The 17,346-nt window shown below is 70.1% G+C and carries 14 protein-coding genes; 6 read left to right on the top strand and 8 right to left on the bottom strand.

Annotation, left to right across the window (positions count from 1 at the left end; all coding sequences use genetic code 11):
- Positions 1 to 549: 549 nt before the first annotated feature.
- The 5 genes from HC028_RS23575 to HC028_RS23555 form a co-directional block, all read right to left on the bottom strand.
- Entirely contained in the window at positions 550 to 1,242 is a 693-nt protein-coding gene (locus HC028_RS23575) for a hemerythrin domain-containing protein (protein ID WP_203981411.1), read from the bottom strand.
- Positions 1,243 to 1,537: 295 nt separating this feature from the next.
- Complete coding sequence (locus tag HC028_RS23570; RefSeq protein WP_168079523.1) at positions 1,538 to 1,918, bottom strand: hypothetical protein; 381 nt, start codon at positions 1,916 to 1,918, stop codon at positions 1,538 to 1,540.
- A gap of 146 nt (positions 1,919 to 2,064) precedes the next feature.
- Complete coding sequence (gene katG / locus HC028_RS23565; protein WP_168079582.1) at positions 2,065 to 4,296, bottom strand: catalase/peroxidase HPI; 2,232 nt, start codon at positions 4,294 to 4,296, stop codon at positions 2,065 to 2,067.
- Between the two features lie 35 nt (positions 4,297 to 4,331).
- A complete protein-coding gene (locus HC028_RS23560; RefSeq protein WP_168079581.1) occupies positions 4,332 to 4,763 on the bottom strand; it encodes a Fur family transcriptional regulator in 432 nt (143 codons plus the stop codon).
- A 147-nt stretch (positions 4,764 to 4,910) separates the two neighbouring features.
- Entirely contained in the window at positions 4,911 to 6,776 is a 1,866-nt protein-coding gene (locus HC028_RS23555; RefSeq protein ID WP_168079580.1) for a hypothetical protein, read from the bottom strand.
- A 990-nt stretch (positions 6,777 to 7,766) separates the two neighbouring features.
- On the opposite strand from HC028_RS23555, the gene HC028_RS23550 reads away from it, so the two are divergent.
- The 3 genes from HC028_RS23550 (at position 7,767) to HC028_RS23540 (ending at position 11,879) form a co-directional block, all read left to right on the top strand.
- Positions 7,767 to 10,139 (top strand): phosphoketolase family protein, encoded by a 2,373-nt coding sequence (locus HC028_RS23550; protein WP_168079579.1) that lies wholly within the window; start codon positions 7,767 to 7,769, stop codon positions 10,137 to 10,139.
- Positions 10,124 to 11,290 carry an acetate/propionate family kinase gene (locus HC028_RS23545; RefSeq protein WP_168079593.1) on the top strand — a complete coding sequence of 389 codons (1,167 nt, stop codon included), beginning with the start codon at positions 10,124 to 10,126 and terminating at the stop codon, positions 11,288 to 11,290. The genes HC028_RS23550 and HC028_RS23545 overlap by 16 nt, the downstream gene beginning before the upstream one ends.
- A gap of 247 nt (positions 11,291 to 11,537) precedes the next feature.
- Positions 11,538 to 11,879 carry a hypothetical protein gene (locus HC028_RS23540; protein ID WP_168079578.1) on the top strand — a complete coding sequence of 114 codons (342 nt, stop codon included), beginning with the start codon at positions 11,538 to 11,540 and terminating at the stop codon, positions 11,877 to 11,879.
- 94 nt (positions 11,880 to 11,973) lie between these two features.
- Here HC028_RS23540 and HC028_RS23535 read toward each other — a convergent pair whose 3' ends face one another.
- Together HC028_RS23535 and HC028_RS23530 are read right to left on the bottom strand one after the other, a co-directional pair.
- Positions 11,974 to 12,957 carry an Acg family FMN-binding oxidoreductase gene (locus HC028_RS23535; RefSeq protein WP_239075566.1) on the bottom strand — a complete coding sequence of 328 codons (984 nt, stop codon included), beginning with the start codon at positions 12,955 to 12,957 and terminating at the stop codon, positions 11,974 to 11,976.
- A gap of 129 nt (positions 12,958 to 13,086) precedes the next feature.
- On the bottom strand, positions 13,087 to 14,103 hold the full coding sequence (locus HC028_RS23530; RefSeq protein WP_168079577.1) for an Acg family FMN-binding oxidoreductase: 1,017 nt from the start codon (positions 14,101 to 14,103) through the stop codon (positions 13,087 to 13,089).
- Between the two features lie 270 nt (positions 14,104 to 14,373).
- Between HC028_RS23530 and HC028_RS23525 the strand changes: the two genes are divergently transcribed.
- From HC028_RS23525 to HC028_RS23515, 3 genes are read left to right on the top strand one after another with little or no spacing between them, the layout of a single operon-like run.
- On the top strand, positions 14,374 to 15,300 hold the full coding sequence (locus HC028_RS23525) for a universal stress protein (protein ID WP_203981412.1): 927 nt from the start codon (positions 14,374 to 14,376) through the stop codon (positions 15,298 to 15,300).
- A gap of 24 nt (positions 15,301 to 15,324) precedes the next feature.
- A complete protein-coding gene (locus HC028_RS23520; protein ID WP_168079576.1) occupies positions 15,325 to 15,462 on the top strand; it encodes a hypothetical protein in 138 nt (45 codons plus the stop codon).
- The gene (locus HC028_RS23515; protein ID WP_168079575.1) at positions 15,459 to 16,337 is read left to right on the top strand and encodes a universal stress protein; all 879 of its coding nucleotides are present in this window, start codon (positions 15,459 to 15,461) and stop codon (positions 16,335 to 16,337) included. Before HC028_RS23520 ends, HC028_RS23515 begins: the two co-directional genes overlap by 4 nt.
- Before the next feature lie 166 nt (positions 16,338 to 16,503).
- On the opposite strand, the gene HC028_RS23510 is transcribed toward HC028_RS23515, so the two are convergent.
- The gene (locus HC028_RS23510) at positions 16,504 to 17,286 is read right to left on the bottom strand and encodes an IclR family transcriptional regulator (protein ID WP_168079574.1); all 783 of its coding nucleotides are present in this window, start codon (positions 17,284 to 17,286) and stop codon (positions 16,504 to 16,506) included.
- Positions 17,287 to 17,346 lie beyond the last annotated feature (60 nt).

Here is a 17,346-nt window from a genome sequence, read left to right as displayed (position 1 = left end):
TCATTCCCGCGACCAGCGCTACCAGCCACCCGAGGACAGCCTCGAAGGCGACCGGAGCGTCTCTACAGCGACACCGCCCCTGGAACATTCCCCAGGTCGACGGGCCCGCCACACCGGCAATACCGACATGGCAAGACGACCTCTGTGTCAACGCCAACCCCTCCGGAAGCATTCCCGAGACCAGCAACCCAACTACGCGGCCAAGCCACGACGCGGGCGACACAAGAGAGCCCAACACCGGCCCCGGAGCCCGCATTCCCGCAACCGGCCAGCCCGTGATTCCCTGGGGAGCACCTGAGCCCGGCTCAGAGCCTGCTGCGCATTGGGTCCGTCGTCGTCTCCGGACAGACTCGGAACAGCCAGGTTCGGCGACGCGACCGCCGACGGTACCCGAATACGGCGAGGGACCAATCAGTACCAGTACTGAAGGGGCCTTGAGGTTATGCGCGTCAACGCCGGTGGGCCGCTCCTGGAAGGAGTCGCCGCGTCCCGGCTCCACCGTCGTCCACCGGAGGCGGCGGCAAAGGCGCAGCCTGCCTCCGGGGCGGCCTATACCTGCGGTGTGAACTGGGCCAGGTCGTGGATCCCGAGCGTCTTCTCGATCTCGGCGACCTGGTTGACGATGCCGGCGAAGCCGGACGTACCGAAGCGGCGGTGTCCCTCATCCTGAAAGACCTCGCCCAGCTGGAGAAACTCCTTGGCCGGGACGACGTCACGGAAGGCAGGGAAGATGACCGTGTCCTCCTGGGCCTCGTGTGGCTCGTACATGCGGATGAACGCGGCGAGGTTCGTGACCAGGTCATGGCGCGACCGTGTGTCGAGCGTCTTCGAAGCGCCGGTGGCGTCCAGGATGCGGCCGGTGAGCACCCGTCCGCGTTGGTGCTGCTCGAGCAGGGCGATGACGGTGCCGGTGAGCTGGTGGGCCCTGAACAGCCGGGGAAAGACGTAGCGCTCCTCCAGATGCTCGTGGTAGTTCTCGATGAAGTCGCGGATGATGCCCGCCCCAGCGTGCACCGCCTCGGTCGGTGTTTGCCCGCCACTGTCGATACGCCGGATCGCCTCCCGATAGACCAGCAGCACGCGCTTGAGAACCCCGTGCTCAAGCATGAGGTCCTCCGGCGGCGTGACCGGCGCCTTGGCTTGGGTGGGCGAAAGCCGGGCCGGTGTGGACGTTCCCGTCCGCGTCGGCTCCGCCGGTCGGCCGATCGGCAGGACCAAGCCTCCCGCCAGGACAGCGGGCATCCCCAGCACGTCACGCCGACGTACTACCGGAGCGTTCGGATCCCCCGTGATGCCCTCAGCCGTTATCACCTCGCCGTTCTCCCGTCCACGGACAGGGGGCGTGGACGGATCCCCATGTGTCCTGATGTCGCATGACTGCGTGGGTGAGGTGTCGACCAGCCCTCCCCAGCGCGGCCGCGGCATCGCCGGCCAGCGCCCGGGCTCACCTGCCATTCGCTTCACGGTTCTCCCTTCGCCGAGGTCAGGACGTAGGTCCCGAAGAACGAGCGGCATACGTCTACCCGTCCGCACCTGGTTAAACCGTGCCGCTGTGCATCGATCGTGGTCGCTGCCGCGCGCGCACGACTGCGAGCCGGCGGCGAGCGCCAGTCGCGCGTCGACACCGGCCTCGACCACCGCAGCCGTCAGCAGTGGAATCACCGCAACGCTGACCAGCGTCAACAGAGTTTCGACGACCTGCCGTGCCGTCGGCGCCGTAACGGTCGACCAACTCCTCGACCAGTCGCAACGCCAACGCATTGTCGCCGCAGACCACGAACGACCGCGGCGCACCCGCGTCGTCCTCAGCGTCGGAGCCATCGAGCGGCGACACTGACTCGTCGATCACGGCGGCATCGTAGCTGCATCTGACAACAACCTGTCCGGCAAAGCCACTCTTCTGCTCCGCGATCGCCATGCCCAGCCGAGCTGGCCCCGAGGTCAGCGGCGATCGGCCCATAACAACGGGTGAGGGCTGGTCCGAACCTTCGGACCAGCCCTCCGAGCTGCTGCTTTACCTGGATGTCCAGGTCGGCCGCCGGCGGCCGACCTGGACATCAGGATTTAGACGAGGTCGTACCGACCGAGGTTCATCACCTTGGCCCACGCCGCGACGAAGTCATTGACGAACTTCGCGCGGGCGTCGTCGCTCGCGTAGACCTCGGCGAGCGCACGCAGTTCCGAGTTCGAACCGAAGACCAGGTCTGCTCGGCTGCCGGTCCACTTGACCTCGCCCGTGGCGAAGTCACGACCCTCGAAGGTGTTCGCGTCCTCGGAGGTCGCCTTCCACGTCGTGCCCAGATCGAGCAGGTTGACGAAGAAGTCGTTGGTCAGCGACCCGGGGGTCTTGGTCAAGACACCCAGCGGCGACTGCTTGTAGTTCGCACCCAGCACACGGAGACCGCCGACGAGGACCGTCATCTCGGGCGCGGTCAGGGTCAGCAGGTTCGCCTTGTCGACCAGGAGGAACTCAGCCGGAATACGGTGGCCCTTGCCGAGGTAGTTGCGGAAGCCGTCCACGGTCGGCTCCATCGCGGCGAACGACTCCACGTCGGTCTGCTCCTGCGACGCGTCCGTACGGCCCGGCGTGAAGGGCACCTCGACGTCGACGCCGGCACTCTTGGCGGCCTGCTCGACGGCCGCGGACCCGGCGAGCACGATCAGGTCGGCGATGGAGACCTTCTTGCCCCCGGTCTGGGCGGCGTTGAACGCCTCCTGGATCCCCTCCAGGGTGCGCAGCACCCGTGCCAGCTGGTCGGGGTCGTTGACCTCCCAGTTGTTCTGCGGCTCGAGGCGGATGCGGGCGCCGTTGGCGCCGCCGCGCTTGTCGCCGCCGCGGAACGTCGACGCCGACGCCCACGCGGTGGAGACCAGCTCGGACACCGACAGGCCCGAGGCCAGGATCTGCGCCTTGAGGGTGGCGACGTCCGCAGCGTCGATGAGCTCGTGGTCCACGGCCGGGACCGGGTCCTGCCAGACGAGCGTCTCGGCCGGGACCTCCGGGCCGAGGTAGCGCTCGATCGGCCCCATGTCGCGGTGGGTCAACTTGAACCACGCCCGAGCGAAGACGTCCGCGAACTCGTCCGGGTTCTCGAGGAAGCGGCGCGAGATCCGCTCGTAGATCGGGTCGACCCGCAGCGCGACGTCCGACGTCAGCATCATCGGGGCGTGGCTCTTCGACGGGTCGTGCGCGTCGGGAACGGTACCGGCGCCCGCGTCACCCTTCGGCTTCCACTGGTGGGCGCCGGCCGGGCTCTTGGTCAGCTCCCACTCGTACCCGAAGAGGTTCTCGAAGAAGTTGTTGCTCCACCGGGTCGGCGTGGTGGTCCAGGTGACCTCCAGACCGCTGGTGATCGTGTCCCCACCCTTGCCGGTGCCGAAGCTGTTCTTCCAGCCCAGCCCCTGCTCCTCGATCGGGGCGCCCTCCGGCTCGGGGCCGACGTGGTCGGCGGGGCCCGCGCCATGGGTCTTGCCGAAGGTGTGGCCGCCGGCGATCAGCGCGACCGTCTCCTCGTCGTTCATCCCCATCCGGTAGAACGTCTCGCGGATGTCCCGGGCCGAGGCGAGCGGGTCCGGGTTGCCGTTCGGGCCCTCCGGGTTGACGTAGATGAGGCCCATCTGCACCGCGGCGAGCGGGTTCTCGAGCTCGCGGTCGCCGGTGTAGCGCGCGTCCCCGAGCCAGGTGGTCTCGGGACCCCAGTAGACGTCCTCCTCGGGCTCCCAGACGTCCGGCCGGCCACCGGCGTACCCGAAGGTCTTGAAGCCCATCGACTCCAGGGCGACGTTGCCGGCGAGGATCATGAGGTCGGCCCACGAGATGCTCTGGCCGTACTTCTTCTTGACCGGCCACAGCAGGCGGCGGGCCTTGTCGAGGTTGCCGTTGTCGGGCCAGCTGTTGAGCGGCGCGAAGCGCTGCATGCCGGCGCCGGCGCCGCCACGGCCGTCGTGGATGCGGTACGTGCCCGAGCTGTGCCACGCCATCCGGATCATGAACGGGCCGTAGTTGCCGAAGTCGGCCGGCCACCAGTCCTGCGAGGTCGTCAGGAGCTCCGCGATGTCCTGCTTGACGGCGGCGAGGTCGAGGGCCTTGAACGCCTCGGTGTAGTTGAACTCCTCACCGAGGGGGTTCCTCTCGACGGGGTTCTTGGCGAGGATCTGCAGGTTGATGCTGTTGGGCCACCAGCCGCGGTTGCCACCGCCCTGGGTGGGGTGGGGGGCGCGTCCGTGTGCGACCGGGCAGCGGGACTCGCTCCCCGCCTCGGCGTCATGAACGACGGCATCGTGGTTCTCTGACATCGGGTTCCTTCCGTGACTTGGCGGACCAAAAAGAATCAGGAGTTGCTTGCGGTGGAACAACCGGAACACAGGCCCCAGTAGATGACCTCGGCCTCGTCGATCGAGAAGCCGCTGTCGTCGGACGCGGTCAGGCAGGGCGTCTCGCCGACCGCACAGTCGACGTCGGCGATGAGACCGCATGACCGGCACACGACGTGGTGGTGGTTGTCCCCGACCCGTGCCTCGTAGCGAGCCACGGAGTCGGATGGCTGGATGCGCCGTACCAGACCCGCGGTCGTCAGCGCGCGCAGCACGTCGTAGACGGCTTGGTGGGACACCTCACCGAGATCCGCACGCACGACACCGATGATCGATTCCGTGTCGGCGTGCGGATACGCGTGCACCGCGGACAGCACCGCTACCCGGGGACGCGTTACCCGCAGCGCAGCCCCACGCAAGATGCGCTCGAATTCCGACGTCGTTGGCACGCTCTGAAGTCTGACCTGGTTTCTGGAATCATTCAAGAATACTGCATCGGCCGTTCGGCCAGGAAGAGTACGCCAGAAGGCCGGCCCGGCAACCCAAAAGGATGGCGTACGCGATCCTTCGCGACCGGACGAGCGACGCCGGGTCGATCACTGATTGGGCGGGGTGGCGTAAACGATCTCGACCTTGCCCGGGTATCTCGCCGCGAGCAGCCGGGCGGCTTCGGCGTTCGTCGGCGCGGCCGGATCCCCGAACGCCACGGGCAGCGCCGCTCCCGGCGCCAGCCTGGGGCGGTTGGGATGGTCCGAGTCGACGACGAGCATGCTCGCGGCTTCGTTGTAGAGGAAGAAACGCACCGGGACGGGGCTGGACGCGACCAGCCCGTCGAGGTCGGCCAGCGTCGGCGGCCGCCCCAGTGGGTACAGGAGCGCCGCCCACCCCTGCACGTAGCGGTACCTACCCTGCAAGGTCGAGGCGAGCTGGGTGGCGTACCAGTTACGCCAGGGCCCAGCCATCAGGCTCACATTGATCGCCCCACCGCCGTCGCGGTACATCCGGGTCATCAGGATCGCGTCGCGCGCACCGGCCGGAGAACCCTTGTCCCGACCGGTCAGCAGTTGCAGACCACGGCTGGGTGCGCTGGTGTGCCACGCTCCGCCGAGCAGCGCCATCGCCAGCACCAGCGGCATGGCCAGGGCTACCCCACGGACCAGCGCGCGGCGACGCTGCCGCCGGTCGGCGGCCGGGGCCTCCCGCGGCATCAGCCGCGCCGACGCGCCGAGGGCGACGAGGCAGACCACGATCAGCAGATGCAGAAGCTTGTCGAAGTAGTACACCGTCCGCCCGACCATCGCGATCTGGTATGCCGCGACCGCGCCGACGATGAGCGTCATGCCTCCCACGGCGAATAGTGCGCTGCGGCGCGCGGGCGAGCGGAGACCGCCCCGCACCACGAGACCGGCGACGGCGAGGGCGAGCAGGACGACCGTGGCCGGACGGTCCACGGCGTGAGCCAGGCCGGGCAGCAGAAGCTGCCGATCGCCGGACGCGGCGACGGCAGCGAGCAGGCTCAGCGCGGCGAGCGGGGCGAACACGAGCACACCGACCCAGGACCACCAATAGCGCCACAGCCGCTCCCGCCAGGCCCAGTAACCAGCGGCCACGACGGCATACGGCAGATACAGGGGGTAGCTGTAGGCGACCGCGACCACGAGCGCCACGACGGTCGCGAACTGGTCGCCCCGGCTCGCCAGCGGACGGGCCGCCAAAGCGGTGAGCACGGCGGCGGCGGCCAGACCGGCGAGCTGATTCGGGTACCCCCGCGCCAACACCGTGATCGGATCGCCGAAACTGAGCCACGCCGCCACCACCAGCAGCACCGGGAGCAGTTGGGCGGACCGGGCCGCCGGACCGGCGATCCGGCGGGCCGACCACAGCACCGCCGCGCCGAACAGGATGTACGTGGTGACGAGCAACCACGTCAGGATGTTCAATGAAGCGATCGGATCGGCATCCGCGCCGGGGATGAACTTCGCCACCACCGCGTACGTGAGGTGGATGCCCTGCGGGTAGTTGGCGGTGCCGGTGAGCTGGCCGTCCGGCACGTACGGCCGCAGCGCTTCGGGGTGCAGGAAGAGGTACCCGCGCACGCGGCCGATCATGTCGTACATCAGGAAATGCCGAGTGATGTCCTCACCGGTCAGCGGCATCCCGATCCGCCCACCCAGATCGCGGGCCACGTACGGCACCAGCGCGACCGCCGCGACCAGGGCGACGACGAGGGAGAGCAGGCGCTCGACCGGACGGATCAGAACCCGGGCGGGCCGCCGCAGCCGACCGGTCATCGCCGCCAGCAGGGTCACGACGGTCAGGGCCACCCCAGCGGCCGGCACGGGCTCCATGAGCCACGGCCAGAACGACATGGCCAGACCGGTCAGGCAGGTTGCCGCGAACAGGTGGACAACCGCGAGCACGAATCGATCGATCAGGCTGTTCGCGGCGTGCTGCAACGCCACAGCCCCTCCGACGAGGATCGGCAGAAGCGACCAGTCGAGATGAGCCCAGTGAGCGGCCGCCGGCACTAACCAGGCCAGCGCAAGCGCCACCCCGATCCGGTACCAGCGACCGATCGGTCGCCCGCGACCCCCGGCCAGCGCACCCCCACCTGCTTTGGAAATCAACGACAAGAACGCACCCTCCGCCCGCACGGAGCCACGCCATCGGGCGCCAGTCGAGCACCCGCGCATGCCATCCGTGGGACGCTTAGCTGACCGGCGGGTTGCCGCTGCCCCGCATCGATATAACGGCGCTGCCTTGGCCGTGCCGCGTCGTTCCTTGGGCGCGCAACCGAACCGGACTTGCCAGCGGCCGGGGTGGCCAGTGCCGTGTCGACGTCGACCAGCAGCGCTCCCACCATGACGGGGGAGCCTAGCATCGCGAGGAACTTGCGATCTCCAGCGCTCGCTGTACGGGCGCCGGCTGCCGGCTTCCGCGACTGGGCGAAGATCGAAGCGTGGGCCTCCTCGATCGCTGATCTCCTGCGGCCGCAGGAGAAAGTCCCGTGCGCGGTCCGGCGAAGCGGTAACCCCAGACGCTCGGCTCTCGGCAGAGCGAACACGCGGTACACGGTTTCGTCGCCGCCACGGTTTCGTCGCCGCCACGGTCGCGACGCCGAACCGGGGCCGTCGGTCCCGGCCAATCAGGGCCGTTCGCCCGCATCCGCAGGGCTGTGGCGCCGGCATGCTGAGCTCAGCCCGACAGGGTCGGGTGCCCGCAGCCGCCCCTTCAAGGCAAGCAGCGCGGGCTCGACGAGCGCGAGCAGCAGTAGCGGGGCAGATCCGATTTCATCCCGTACATCGTGGGCAGGTTCAGCGGAGCCTCGCGGCCGATCACAGCCGATCACAGCCGATGACAACCGATCACAACCGATGACAACCGATCACAACCGATGACAACCGCTATCGACCGTGCCGACCGTGGCGGATGCCGAAAAGGAGAGCAGCAGGATGCGAGTGAGCAGTGCGACCCCCCTGTCGGCGAACGAGTTGGACCGCATCGACGCCTACTGGCGGGCCGCGAACTACCTGTCGGTCGGCCAGATCTACCTGATGGACAATCCGCTGCTGCGCGAGCCGCTGTGCCCGGAGCACGTGAAGCCGCGGCTGCTGGGGCACTGGGGCACCACGCCGGGTCTGAACTTCCTGTACGCCCACCTCAATCGGATCATTGCGGCGCGCCGGCAGGAGATGATCTACATAACCGGTCCCGGACACGGTGGCCCCGGCCTCGTCGCCAACACCTGGCTCGAGGGCAGCTACAGCGACGTCTACCCGTCGGTCAGCCAGGACGAGAGCGGGATGCGGCGGCTGTTCAAGCAGTTCTCATTCCCCGGCGGCGTGCCGAGCCACGTCGCCGCGGAGACGCCCGGGTCGATCCACGAGGGCGGCGAGCTGGGCTACTCGCTGGCTCACGCGTACGGGGCGGTGCTCGACAACCCGGAGCTGGTCGCCGCCTGTGTGATCGGGGACGGCGAGGCAGAGACCGGTCCCCTGGCCACCGCGTGGCACTCCAACAAGTTCCTCGACCCGGCCGGCGACGGCGCCGTCCTACCGATCCTGCACCTCAACGGGTACAAGATCGCCAACCCGACCATCCTGGCACGCATCGACGACGACGAGCTGGACGCGCTGCTGCGCGGCTACGGGTACGAGCCGTATCTGGTCGCTGGCGACGACCCGGCCGCCGTGCACCAGCAGCTCGCGGCGACCCTCGACGAGGTGTTCGACACCATCGCGGCCATCCAGTACGGGGCGAGGACCAGCGGCGACACCGGCCGGCCGCGCTGGCCCATGATCGTCTTCCGTACACCCAAGGGGTGGACCGGGCCGAAGGAGGTCGACGGGCAGCCGGTCGAGGGCACCTGGCGCTCCCACCAGGTGCCGCTGCCGGCAGCCCGGGACGACGCCGCGCACCTGCGACAACTTGAGGCGTGGATGCGCTCGTACCGTCCGGAGGAGCTGTTCAGCCCGGAGGGCGCGCCGCGGCGCGAGGTCGTGGACTGGCTGCCCGGCGGAGATCTGCGGATGGGCGCGAACCCGCACGCCAACGGCGGCCGGCTGACCCGCGACCTGGAGCTGCCGGACTTCACCGCGTACGGCGTCAAGGTGTCCGCCGCCGGCGAGACGGTGGCCGAGCCGACCCGGGTGCTCGGCAACTGGCTGCGGGACGTCATCAAGGCCAACGCCCCGTACCGCAACTTCCGGCTGATCGGCCCGGACGAGACCGAGTCGAACCGGCTCGGCGCGGTGTTCGACGTGACCGACAAGGTGTGGCGGGCCCGCATCGACGACGTCGACGTCCACCTTGGACCGTCCGGGCGGGTCATGGAGATCCTGTCGGAGAACACCTGCCAGGGCTGGCTGGAGGGGTACCTGCTGACCGGCCGGCACGGGCTGTTCAACTGCTACGAGGCGTTCGTGCACATCGTCGACTCGATGGTCAACCAGCACGCCAAGTGGCTCAAGGTCAGCCGGGAGCTGCCCTGGCGCATGCCCGTCCCGTCGCTGACCTACCTGCTCACGTCACACGTGTGGCAGCAGGACCACAACGGCTTCTCCCACCAGGACCCCGGATTCATCGACCACGTCGCCAACAAGAAGGCCGACGTCATCCGGGTCTACCTGCCACCGGACGCCAATACCCTGCTGTCGGTGGCCGACCACTGCCTGCGCAGCCGCAACCACATCAACGTCATCGTCGCCGGCAAGAAGCCGGCAGTCACCTGGCTCGACGTCGACGCCGCCGCCCTGCACTGCGCCCGCGGCCTGGGCATCTGGGATTGGGCCAGCAACGACCAGGGTGACCCGGACGTGGTCCTCGCCGCGGCCGGCGACGTGCCCACCCGCGAGGTGCTGGCCGCCACCGACCTGCTCCGTCAGCACCTGCCGGACCTGCGGGTACGGGTAGTCAACGTCGTCGACCTCATGCGCCTGCAGCCGCCCAGCGAGCACCCGCACGGCATCTCCGACGCCCAGTTCGACGCCATCTTCACCACCGACCGGCCGGTCATCTTCGCCTACCACGGCTACCCGACGCTCATCCACCGCCTGACCTACCGCCGCCACGGCCACGACAACCTGCACGTCCGGGGGTACAAGGAGGAGGGCACCACCACCACGCCGTTCGACATGCTCGTCCGCAACGACTCCGACCGCTACCACCTGGTCATGGACGTCATCGACCGGGTGCCCGACCTCGCCCGCCGCGCCGCCACCCTGCGCCAGCAGATGGTCGACAAGCGTGTTCAACACCGCCAGTACATCTGCCGCACTGGAGAAGACCTCCCCGAGGTCCGCGACTGGCGCTGGCCCGCGTCATGATCTTCGTCCTGAACTGCGGGTCGTCGTCGGTGAAGTACCGGCTGTTCGACGGCTCATCGCCGCTGGCATCGGGAAAAGTGGAACGGATCGGCGAGGCCGGCTCCCCGATCGCCGACCACGAAGCCGCACTCGAACAGATCGCACGGGATCTCAGGCTGGCCTCGCTCCCCCTCGAGGCCGTCGGCCACCGCGTGGTGCACGGCGGTGCCCGCTTCCGGACACCGACCGTCATCGACAGCGATGTGATCGACGAGATCCGTGCGCTGATCCCGCTCGCGCCGTTGCACAACCCGGCCAACCTCGAAGGCATCGAACTGGCCCGGCGGCTGCGCCCCGACGTGCCGCACGTGGCCGTCTTCGACACGTCGTTCCACGCCACCCTGCCGGCCGCTGCCGCGACCTACGCCTTCGACCGCGGACTGGCCGCCCGGTACGGGATCCGCCGCTACGGCTTCCACGGCATCTCGTTCTCCTACGTCGCCCGGCGCACCGCGACACTGCTCGACCGGCCCGTCGACGAGCTCAACATGATCGTGCTGCACCTGGGCAACGGCGCCAGTGCCGCGGCGATCCAAGGCGGCCGGAGCGTGGAGACGTCGATGGGACTCACCCCACTGGAGGGCCTCGTCATGGGTACCCGCACCGGGGACATCGACCCGGCGGTGGCGTTCGTACTCGCCCGGCAGGGCGGACTCAGCGTCGACGACATCGACGCGCTGTACCAGCACGAGTGCGGGCTTCGCGGGCTGTGCGGCGACAACGACATGCGTACGGTCATCCAGCGGGTATCCGCCGGCGACCCGCACGCGCAACTCGCCCTCGACGTGTACTGCCACCGGATCCGCAAGTACGTCGGCGCCTACCACGCGGTACTCGGCCGCCTCGACGCGATCGTGTTCACCGCCGGCATCGGCGAGAACAGCGCCGACGTACGGGCGCAGTCGCTATCCGGGCTCCTCCCGATGGGCATCGCCGTCGACCCGGCCCGCAACGCCGCCGGCCGGCCCGAACGCGTCATCTCGCCGGACGGCACCCCGGTGACCGCCTACGTCGTACCGACCGATGAAGAACGCGCCATCGCCGAAGAGATCACCACCCTGCTCGCGCCATCCGCCCGCCGGCAGGTGGTCTCGTCCACCGAGAAGGCTTGACCGCAGTCTCCCCCCTCGCGGAGCCGCCCGGCCACCCGCGCGTTGACGCAGGCCGCGGTGACCGCCCAGCGTGCTCCATCCGTCTTCAACACCCAGCCGTGGCACTGGAGCATCCATGACGAAATGGCCGAGCTTCGCGCCGACCGCGACCAGCAACTGGCGGTCGTCGACCCGGAGAGGCGGATGCTGACGCTCAGCTGCGGGGTGGCGCTGCACCACGCCTGCGTGGCGCTGGCCGGCGCCGGCCATGTCCCCGAACCGGCCGGGCATCGCCGACGTCGCCGACCGACACGCCCGCTACGCCGTACTGTTCGCCGACGGCGATGACGCCCGCTCCTGGCTGACCGCCGGCGAGGCGCTCTCGGCCGTCCTGCTCACCGCGACCACCGACCGGCTCGCCACCTCACCGATGAGCGACATCGTCGAGGTCCCCGCCACCCGGCACCTCCTCTACGACCTTCTCGGCCACATCGGGCACCCCACGCTCGCGCTACGAATCGGCATCCCAGCCGATCCGACGCAGCCCGCGCCCGGCGCTCCCCGCCGCTCCGGTGCCGCGCTCATCACCACTGCGGACAACGAGGTGTGAAGACAGCCGGGCCGGCGCGACGTTCTCTGGACGTCCTCCGCCTGTTGGCGGACAGGTCGGACGCCGACCTGTCTCGCCGTCGGGTGGTTCGTGTTCAGCTCTCGGTGACCTCGTCGGCGGTCAGCCGGGGCGTCGCGGGCGGTGCCGGCGCCTCCGCGTCCGGGTACCCCAGGCGGACGGCGAGGTACGGGTTGCCCAGGCCGGACAGTAGCCGGCGCAGCGCCAGCCTGGCCGGGAGCACCTCCACGACGGCGCTGATCGGCAGCAGAGACAGCCCCCGCGTGGTGGCGGTCAACCATCCGGCGCTGAGCGCCTCGCCGGCGCGCAGCCAGTCGAGCGGGGCGTCGTTGTCGCCGTGCAGGATCCCGTACACAGCGGCGTCGTCGTGGCCGTGCCCGATCGGGAGGGTCCCGGGCGAGCCGAAGTAGCGGCCCGGTACCTGGGTCTGGGGCGCGTGCTCGGGCACGGCGTTGGCCGGTATTCCGGTGGCGTCGCGGCGTTCGCCGCCGACCCAGCGCGCGATCTCGGCCCGGTGCGCCTCGTCGGAGACCTCGATGATGTCGGCGGCCGCCATCGCGGCGGCGATCTCCACGACCTGGTCGCGGCGCAGGAGGTACAGCCGGGTGTCCTCCGCTGTCACTGCGGCGACGACGGCGTCCAGGGCCGGCTGGTCCGGCGGCCGGTCGGTGACCGGCCGCCGGTCGGTGTGCCGCCGCGATGCCGCGTCCAGTAGGACGCGCGCGTGCTCGTCCGGGTCGCCGTGCCCGGTGAGGGTGATCATGGCCAGCAGGTCGGGCTGGTTGTTGTCGGGCAGCCGCTGCACGTCGAATCGCCACCCGGCCGCCGCCAGTGCCAGGCGGGCGTGGTGCAGCGCGGTGCCGCAGCTCTCGATGAGCAACCGGCCCTCCGGATCCTCCACCTCCAGTTGGCGGCTGCGGTCGGCGTACAGGTGCAGGGTCTGGCCGTCGTGGCTGGGCTGCCACCGCCACGGCTGGGTGTTGTGGATCGACGGAGCGGCGCGCGCGGCCTCGATGGCGGCGCGCAGCGTCGTTACGTCGCTCTCATGCGTCTGCGTCATCGCTCTTCCTTTAGCTAGGCGGCATCCCGTAGCTAGGCGGCATCCCGTAGCTAGGCGGCATCCCGCTGCGTCGAGACCCGACCAACGCCTACCCCGCGCGGATGGCGTCAATCTGGCGCGAGTGGCACCTCACCTCGCAGCGTCGGCTACGTCGATCACCTCTACAGCCGTGCGGCGTGCGGAGGTCGCAAGCGGGCCTCCGTGGGGAACACCGAGCCGCAGCGCGATCATCGGGTAGCGGTCTCCGCCGAACAGGTTTCGCAGCAGTCGCCGGGTATTCGCTACCTCGATGACGTCGCTGATCCGCGACGCCGCGAGCGAGCAGTCGGTGGCGGTCAGCAGCACCGCCGACAGCGCCTCCCCCGCGGCCAACCAGTCGGCAGGCGTGTCCGCGTCGGTGTACAGGACGGCGTAGGACGCGTGCCGGTCGACGAGACCGTGCGTCGTCGGGTCCGGCCGACGACCGGGGTCGAGGTTTCGCATCGGCACCGGCCGCGGTTGTTCCTGGCGGGCTGCCGTGGCCGGTTCGATCCCGTCCCGGGTACCTGCGGGCCGGCCGGTCCAGGCCGACAGCTCGGCCCGGTACTGCGGATCGGTGAACTCGACATAGCCCGCCCGGGCCGTGACGTGCGCCAACGTGCTCACCTCGTCCGGTTCGAGAAACCGCAGGTGGGCACCCTGTGCCTCGGCCGCCTCGCACAGCCGGCGCGACGCTGCCGGCGGCACGTCCCGGTCGATGAACGGGCGGCGGTCGGTGTGGCGCAGCGCTATCGCCCACCGCAAATGCAGCACTGCCCGCTCCGGCGCCTGCTCGCCCACCAACCGGATCCGGGCCAGCAGGTCCGCGTCGGTCTCCACTGGTAGGCGGGTGACCTCTGCGGCGAATCCAGCGGCGGCCAGCGCGATCCGCGCGTGGTGCAACGCCGCGCCGCAGCTGGTGGTCAACAGCCGGCCGTCCGGGTCGACCGTGGGGAGTTGGCGCTGCCGGTCGGCGCGCAGTTCGGCCACGTCGCCGGCGATCTGCCAGCGCCACGGCTGACTGTTGAAGATCGACGGTGCCCGGCCGGCCTCGGCTGCGGCCTCGGTGAGCGCCCGGGTAACCACCTCCGCCTGGCTCGCGGCCCGCGGCGCGATGAACTCGGTCATGGCCGTACAGCTCCCCTCCCGCAGTCACCGCTGGCCCCGGTGCCATCGGTTGACCTTCCCGCGCGCCGAGGAGGTTCGGACTCGCGACATCGGGCACTTCCTGCCGGTGTCCTCTTCCCAGCTCGAACACCGGTTACCGTGCCGCGCGCCCGAATCGGCGGAATGTTCCGTCGGAGTGGGACATTGCCGATTTCGCCCGTCAGCCCGTCTGGGGACCTAGCCATCCTGCGGCCGACCGACTGACCGCCGCTGGAGACGAGGAGGCACATCATGGATCACGCAAAGATCGTCGTAGGCGTCGACGGCTCCGCGCCCAGTCTGGATGCCCTGCGATGGGCGGCGCTGGAAGCCCAGCGCCGCGGCGTTGACCTCGAGGTGGTGCTGGCCTACCACTGGCGGGTGCTGGGAATGCGGCTGGCTCACAACCCCGAGCTGGCCGATCAGGTGCGGGACTTCGCCGCCTCCGTGGTCGACGCGGCGGTCGCCGAAGCGCGCACTACTGCCCCGCACGCCCGCGTGCATGGGGTGGCTGTGGAGGGTGAGCCGGTGCCGGTACTCCTGGAGGCGGCAGCCGAGGCTGGCATGGTCGTCGTCGGTAGCCGTGGCGCGGGTGGCTTCGCGAGCCTGCTCGCCGGCTCGGTCAGCGTACGGCTCGCCACGCAGGCGCCCTGCCCGGTCACGGTCGTCCGGGGACGCACCACGGCCGACACCGGCCTGGTGGTCGTCGGCGTCGACGGATCACCCGCCGCCGACGTCGCCGCCGGTGTCGCCTTCGAGGAGGCCTCGCGGCGAGGCTGCGCGCTGGTGGCGGTGTGGGCGTTCTACGTGCCACTGCCCGCGCGGACGATGGGCCCGCCGCCGATCGTGTGCGACCCGGTCGAGGTCGCGGCCGATATCAGATCCGCGCTTGTCGGCCAAGTCGCCAAGTGGCGCGACAAGTACCCCGACGTGCCGGTGGAGTACGCCGTCATCCAGGGCAGTGCGGCCGCGGCGCTCACCGACCAGTCGCGACGGGCGCAACTGGTCGTCGTCGGCAGCCGTGGACACGGGCGCGCCGCAGGTCTGCTGCTCGGCTCCGTCGGGCTGCAGCTGATCCATCACGCCGACTGCCCGGTTCTGGTCGCCCGCACCCCGACCGGAGCACCGGTCGGGACGTCCGACCGTGCCACCACGCCCCTTGACGGGGGCGAAGGTTGAGCTGAGAAGGGAGGTGTAGGCGCGATGTTCCCGGAGATCTCCTGGTTCTACGGTTCGCCCGTGCTGCTCGCGGTCTTGATCATCGCGATGGTCGCCCTGGCTGCAGCGCTGATCGTCGGTACCGTCCGCGCCCACCGCCACCCGAACGGAGGCAGGCGATGAAGAACTCGGTCGTGGTCGGCGCTGACGGCTCCACCCGCAGCCTGGCGGCGGTCGATCTCGCCGCGCGCGAGGCCGCCCTCCGTGACCTCCCGTTGCGCGTGGTCTACGCCTACCTGTGGCCGTACGTCGCCGCCCCACCCGGCGGTGCTCCGGTGAGCCTGTCCGACGACGCGCTGCGCCACGACGCGGAGCGGGTCGTGCGCGAAGCGGTCGAGCGGGCCCATGCCACCGCGCCGTCGGTGGACGTGACCGGCGAGGCGATCGTCAGTGCCCCCGCGCCGACGCTGATCGAGCACTCGCGCACCGCGTCACTGGTCGTCGTCGGCGACCGCGGGCTCGGTGGCTTCACCGGGTTGCTGGTTGGATCCGTGGCTGTCCAGCTGGCCGCGCACGCCGCATGCCCGGTTCTGGTCGCCCGTGGACGCACCGACGCAGGCGGTGACGTCCTGGTCGGCGTCGACGGTTCACCGGCCAACGAGCCCGCCGTCGGGTTCGCGTTCGAGGAGGCGGCGCTGCGGGGCGTCGTCCTGACCGCCCTGCACGCCTGGACCCACCCCGTACGGACCGAGCCGGGCGACATGCTGCCGCTGGTCTACGACGCAGGCATGGTGGAGGCCGAGGAGGAACGGGTACTGGCCGAGGCTCTCGCCGGCTGGCGCGACAAGTACCCCGACGTGCCAGTGCGGCGGCAACTGGTCCACGGCCACACCCGTCGGGCCCTCATCGACGCCACCGAGCGGGCCCAACTGGCCGTCGTCGGCTCCCGCGGTCGAGGCGGGTTCACCGGCCTGCTGCTGGGTTCGGTCAGCCAGGCCGTGCTGCACCACGCCGCCTGCCCGGTGGGCATCGTCCACCACGCCGCTGGCCGCTCGTGATGACCCACCCTGGTGTACCGCCCGTGCGCACCAACACGCCACGGCTGACTGCTCATTGAGTTGATTGGCAGCTGCGCGCAGCCTCGGCTGCGGACTGCAAATGGAGGTTGATCGAGCCGTCCACTACGTCTCGAGCTGTGACAGGCACGACAACCCGCAAAGCTTCCTAAGATCTTGGTGGTCGCCGGCAGCCCGCATCACCGATCGGCCGGCACAGGTCGGCGGCGGCGCCCCGCAGGTGGGTCAGCAGCCGATCGGGCAGGTCCAGCCCGCGGGTCGACACGCCCACGGCCCACCAGCCGACCGGGTCGTCGGCCGGGGTGACGACGCTGGCGCAGGCGACATCGTCGCGGAACTGACCGCGCTCGATCACCACGTTCCCGGGGCGAAGCTGTCGCAGTTCGGCCTCGACCGCCGCGACATCCGTCAGAGTGTTGCGGGTGAACCGGCGCATCCCCTGCGCCGACAGGATCCGGCGCAGTGCCCGTCTGGGCAGCGTGGTCAGCAGCGCCTTGCCGAGCGCGGTGGCGTGCGCGGCGGTCTCCAGACCGACCTGCAGGTCTTCGAGCCACGGCGAGCGCGGACCCTCCACCACGTCCACGACCACCATTCGGTCGCCTGCGATGCGGGCGAGGTACGCCGTATGTCCGCCGACCGACGCCAGGTGCCGCAGGACGGCCGCTGCCGACGGCGGGCGCTGGAACGAGCCGACCAGCTCATGGAAGCGCTCGGCCAGTCGTGATCCGAGCGCGTACGTACCGTCGAACTGGCGGATCAGGTAACCCTCGTAACACAGGGTACGGACGAGGTGATACGCGGTCGACAGGTTGAGTCCGCACCGGCGCGCGATCACCTTGACCGGCAGCGGGCGCTCGGCCTGCGCGACCTGTTCGAGCACGCGCAGCGCCCGCGACACGCTCTGGACGAAGTCGATGGGCTCCGACCGCATGGATACCAGCATGTGGCCAGCCGCAGGCATTTGAAAAGTACGGGGTTCCACGTGCGTCAA

Origin of the sequence: Planosporangium flavigriseum (assembly GCF_011947225.1) — a bacterium.
GTDB lineage: Bacteria > Actinomycetota > Actinomycetes > Mycobacteriales > Micromonosporaceae > Planosporangium > Planosporangium flavigriseum.
Note: the sequence above shows the minus strand (reverse complement) of the source record. Positions and strands in the feature narration are given on the sequence as shown.

Excerpts from the sequence above, each read along its gene's own strand:
- HC028_RS23525 (WP_203981412.1), top strand. The coding sequence starts at position 14,374 with ATGGATCACGCAAAGATCGTCGTAGGCGTCGACGGCTCCGCGCCCAGT.
- HC028_RS23540 (WP_168079578.1), top strand. The coding sequence starts at position 11,538 with ATGTCCCCGAACCGGCCGGGCATCGCCGACGTCGCCGACCGACACGCC.
- HC028_RS23570 (WP_168079523.1), bottom strand. The coding sequence starts at position 1,918 with ATGGCGATCGCGGAGCAGAAGAGTGGCTTTGCCGGACAGGTTGTTGTC.
- HC028_RS23510 (WP_168079574.1), bottom strand. The coding sequence starts at position 17,286 with ATGCGGTCGGAGCCCATCGACTTCGTCCAGAGCGTGTCGCGGGCGCTG.
- HC028_RS23550 (WP_168079579.1), top strand. The coding sequence starts at position 7,767 with ATGCGAGTGAGCAGTGCGACCCCCCTGTCGGCGAACGAGTTGGACCGC.
- HC028_RS23575 (WP_203981411.1), bottom strand. The coding sequence starts at position 1,242 with ATGCCCGCTGTCCTGGCGGGAGGCTTGGTCCTGCCGATCGGCCGACCG.
- HC028_RS23530 (WP_168079577.1), bottom strand. The coding sequence starts at position 14,103 with ATGACCGAGTTCATCGCGCCGCGGGCCGCGAGCCAGGCGGAGGTGGTT.
- katG (WP_168079582.1), bottom strand. The coding sequence starts at position 4,296 with ATGTCAGAGAACCACGATGCCGTCGTTCATGACGCCGAGGCGGGGAGC.
- HC028_RS23535 (WP_239075566.1), bottom strand. The coding sequence starts at position 12,957 with ATGACGCAGACGCATGAGAGCGACGTAACGACGCTGCGCGCCGCCATC.
- HC028_RS23515 (WP_168079575.1), top strand. The coding sequence starts at position 15,459 with ATGAAGAACTCGGTCGTGGTCGGCGCTGACGGCTCCACCCGCAGCCTG.
- HC028_RS23520 (WP_168079576.1), top strand. The coding sequence starts at position 15,325 with ATGTTCCCGGAGATCTCCTGGTTCTACGGTTCGCCCGTGCTGCTCGCG.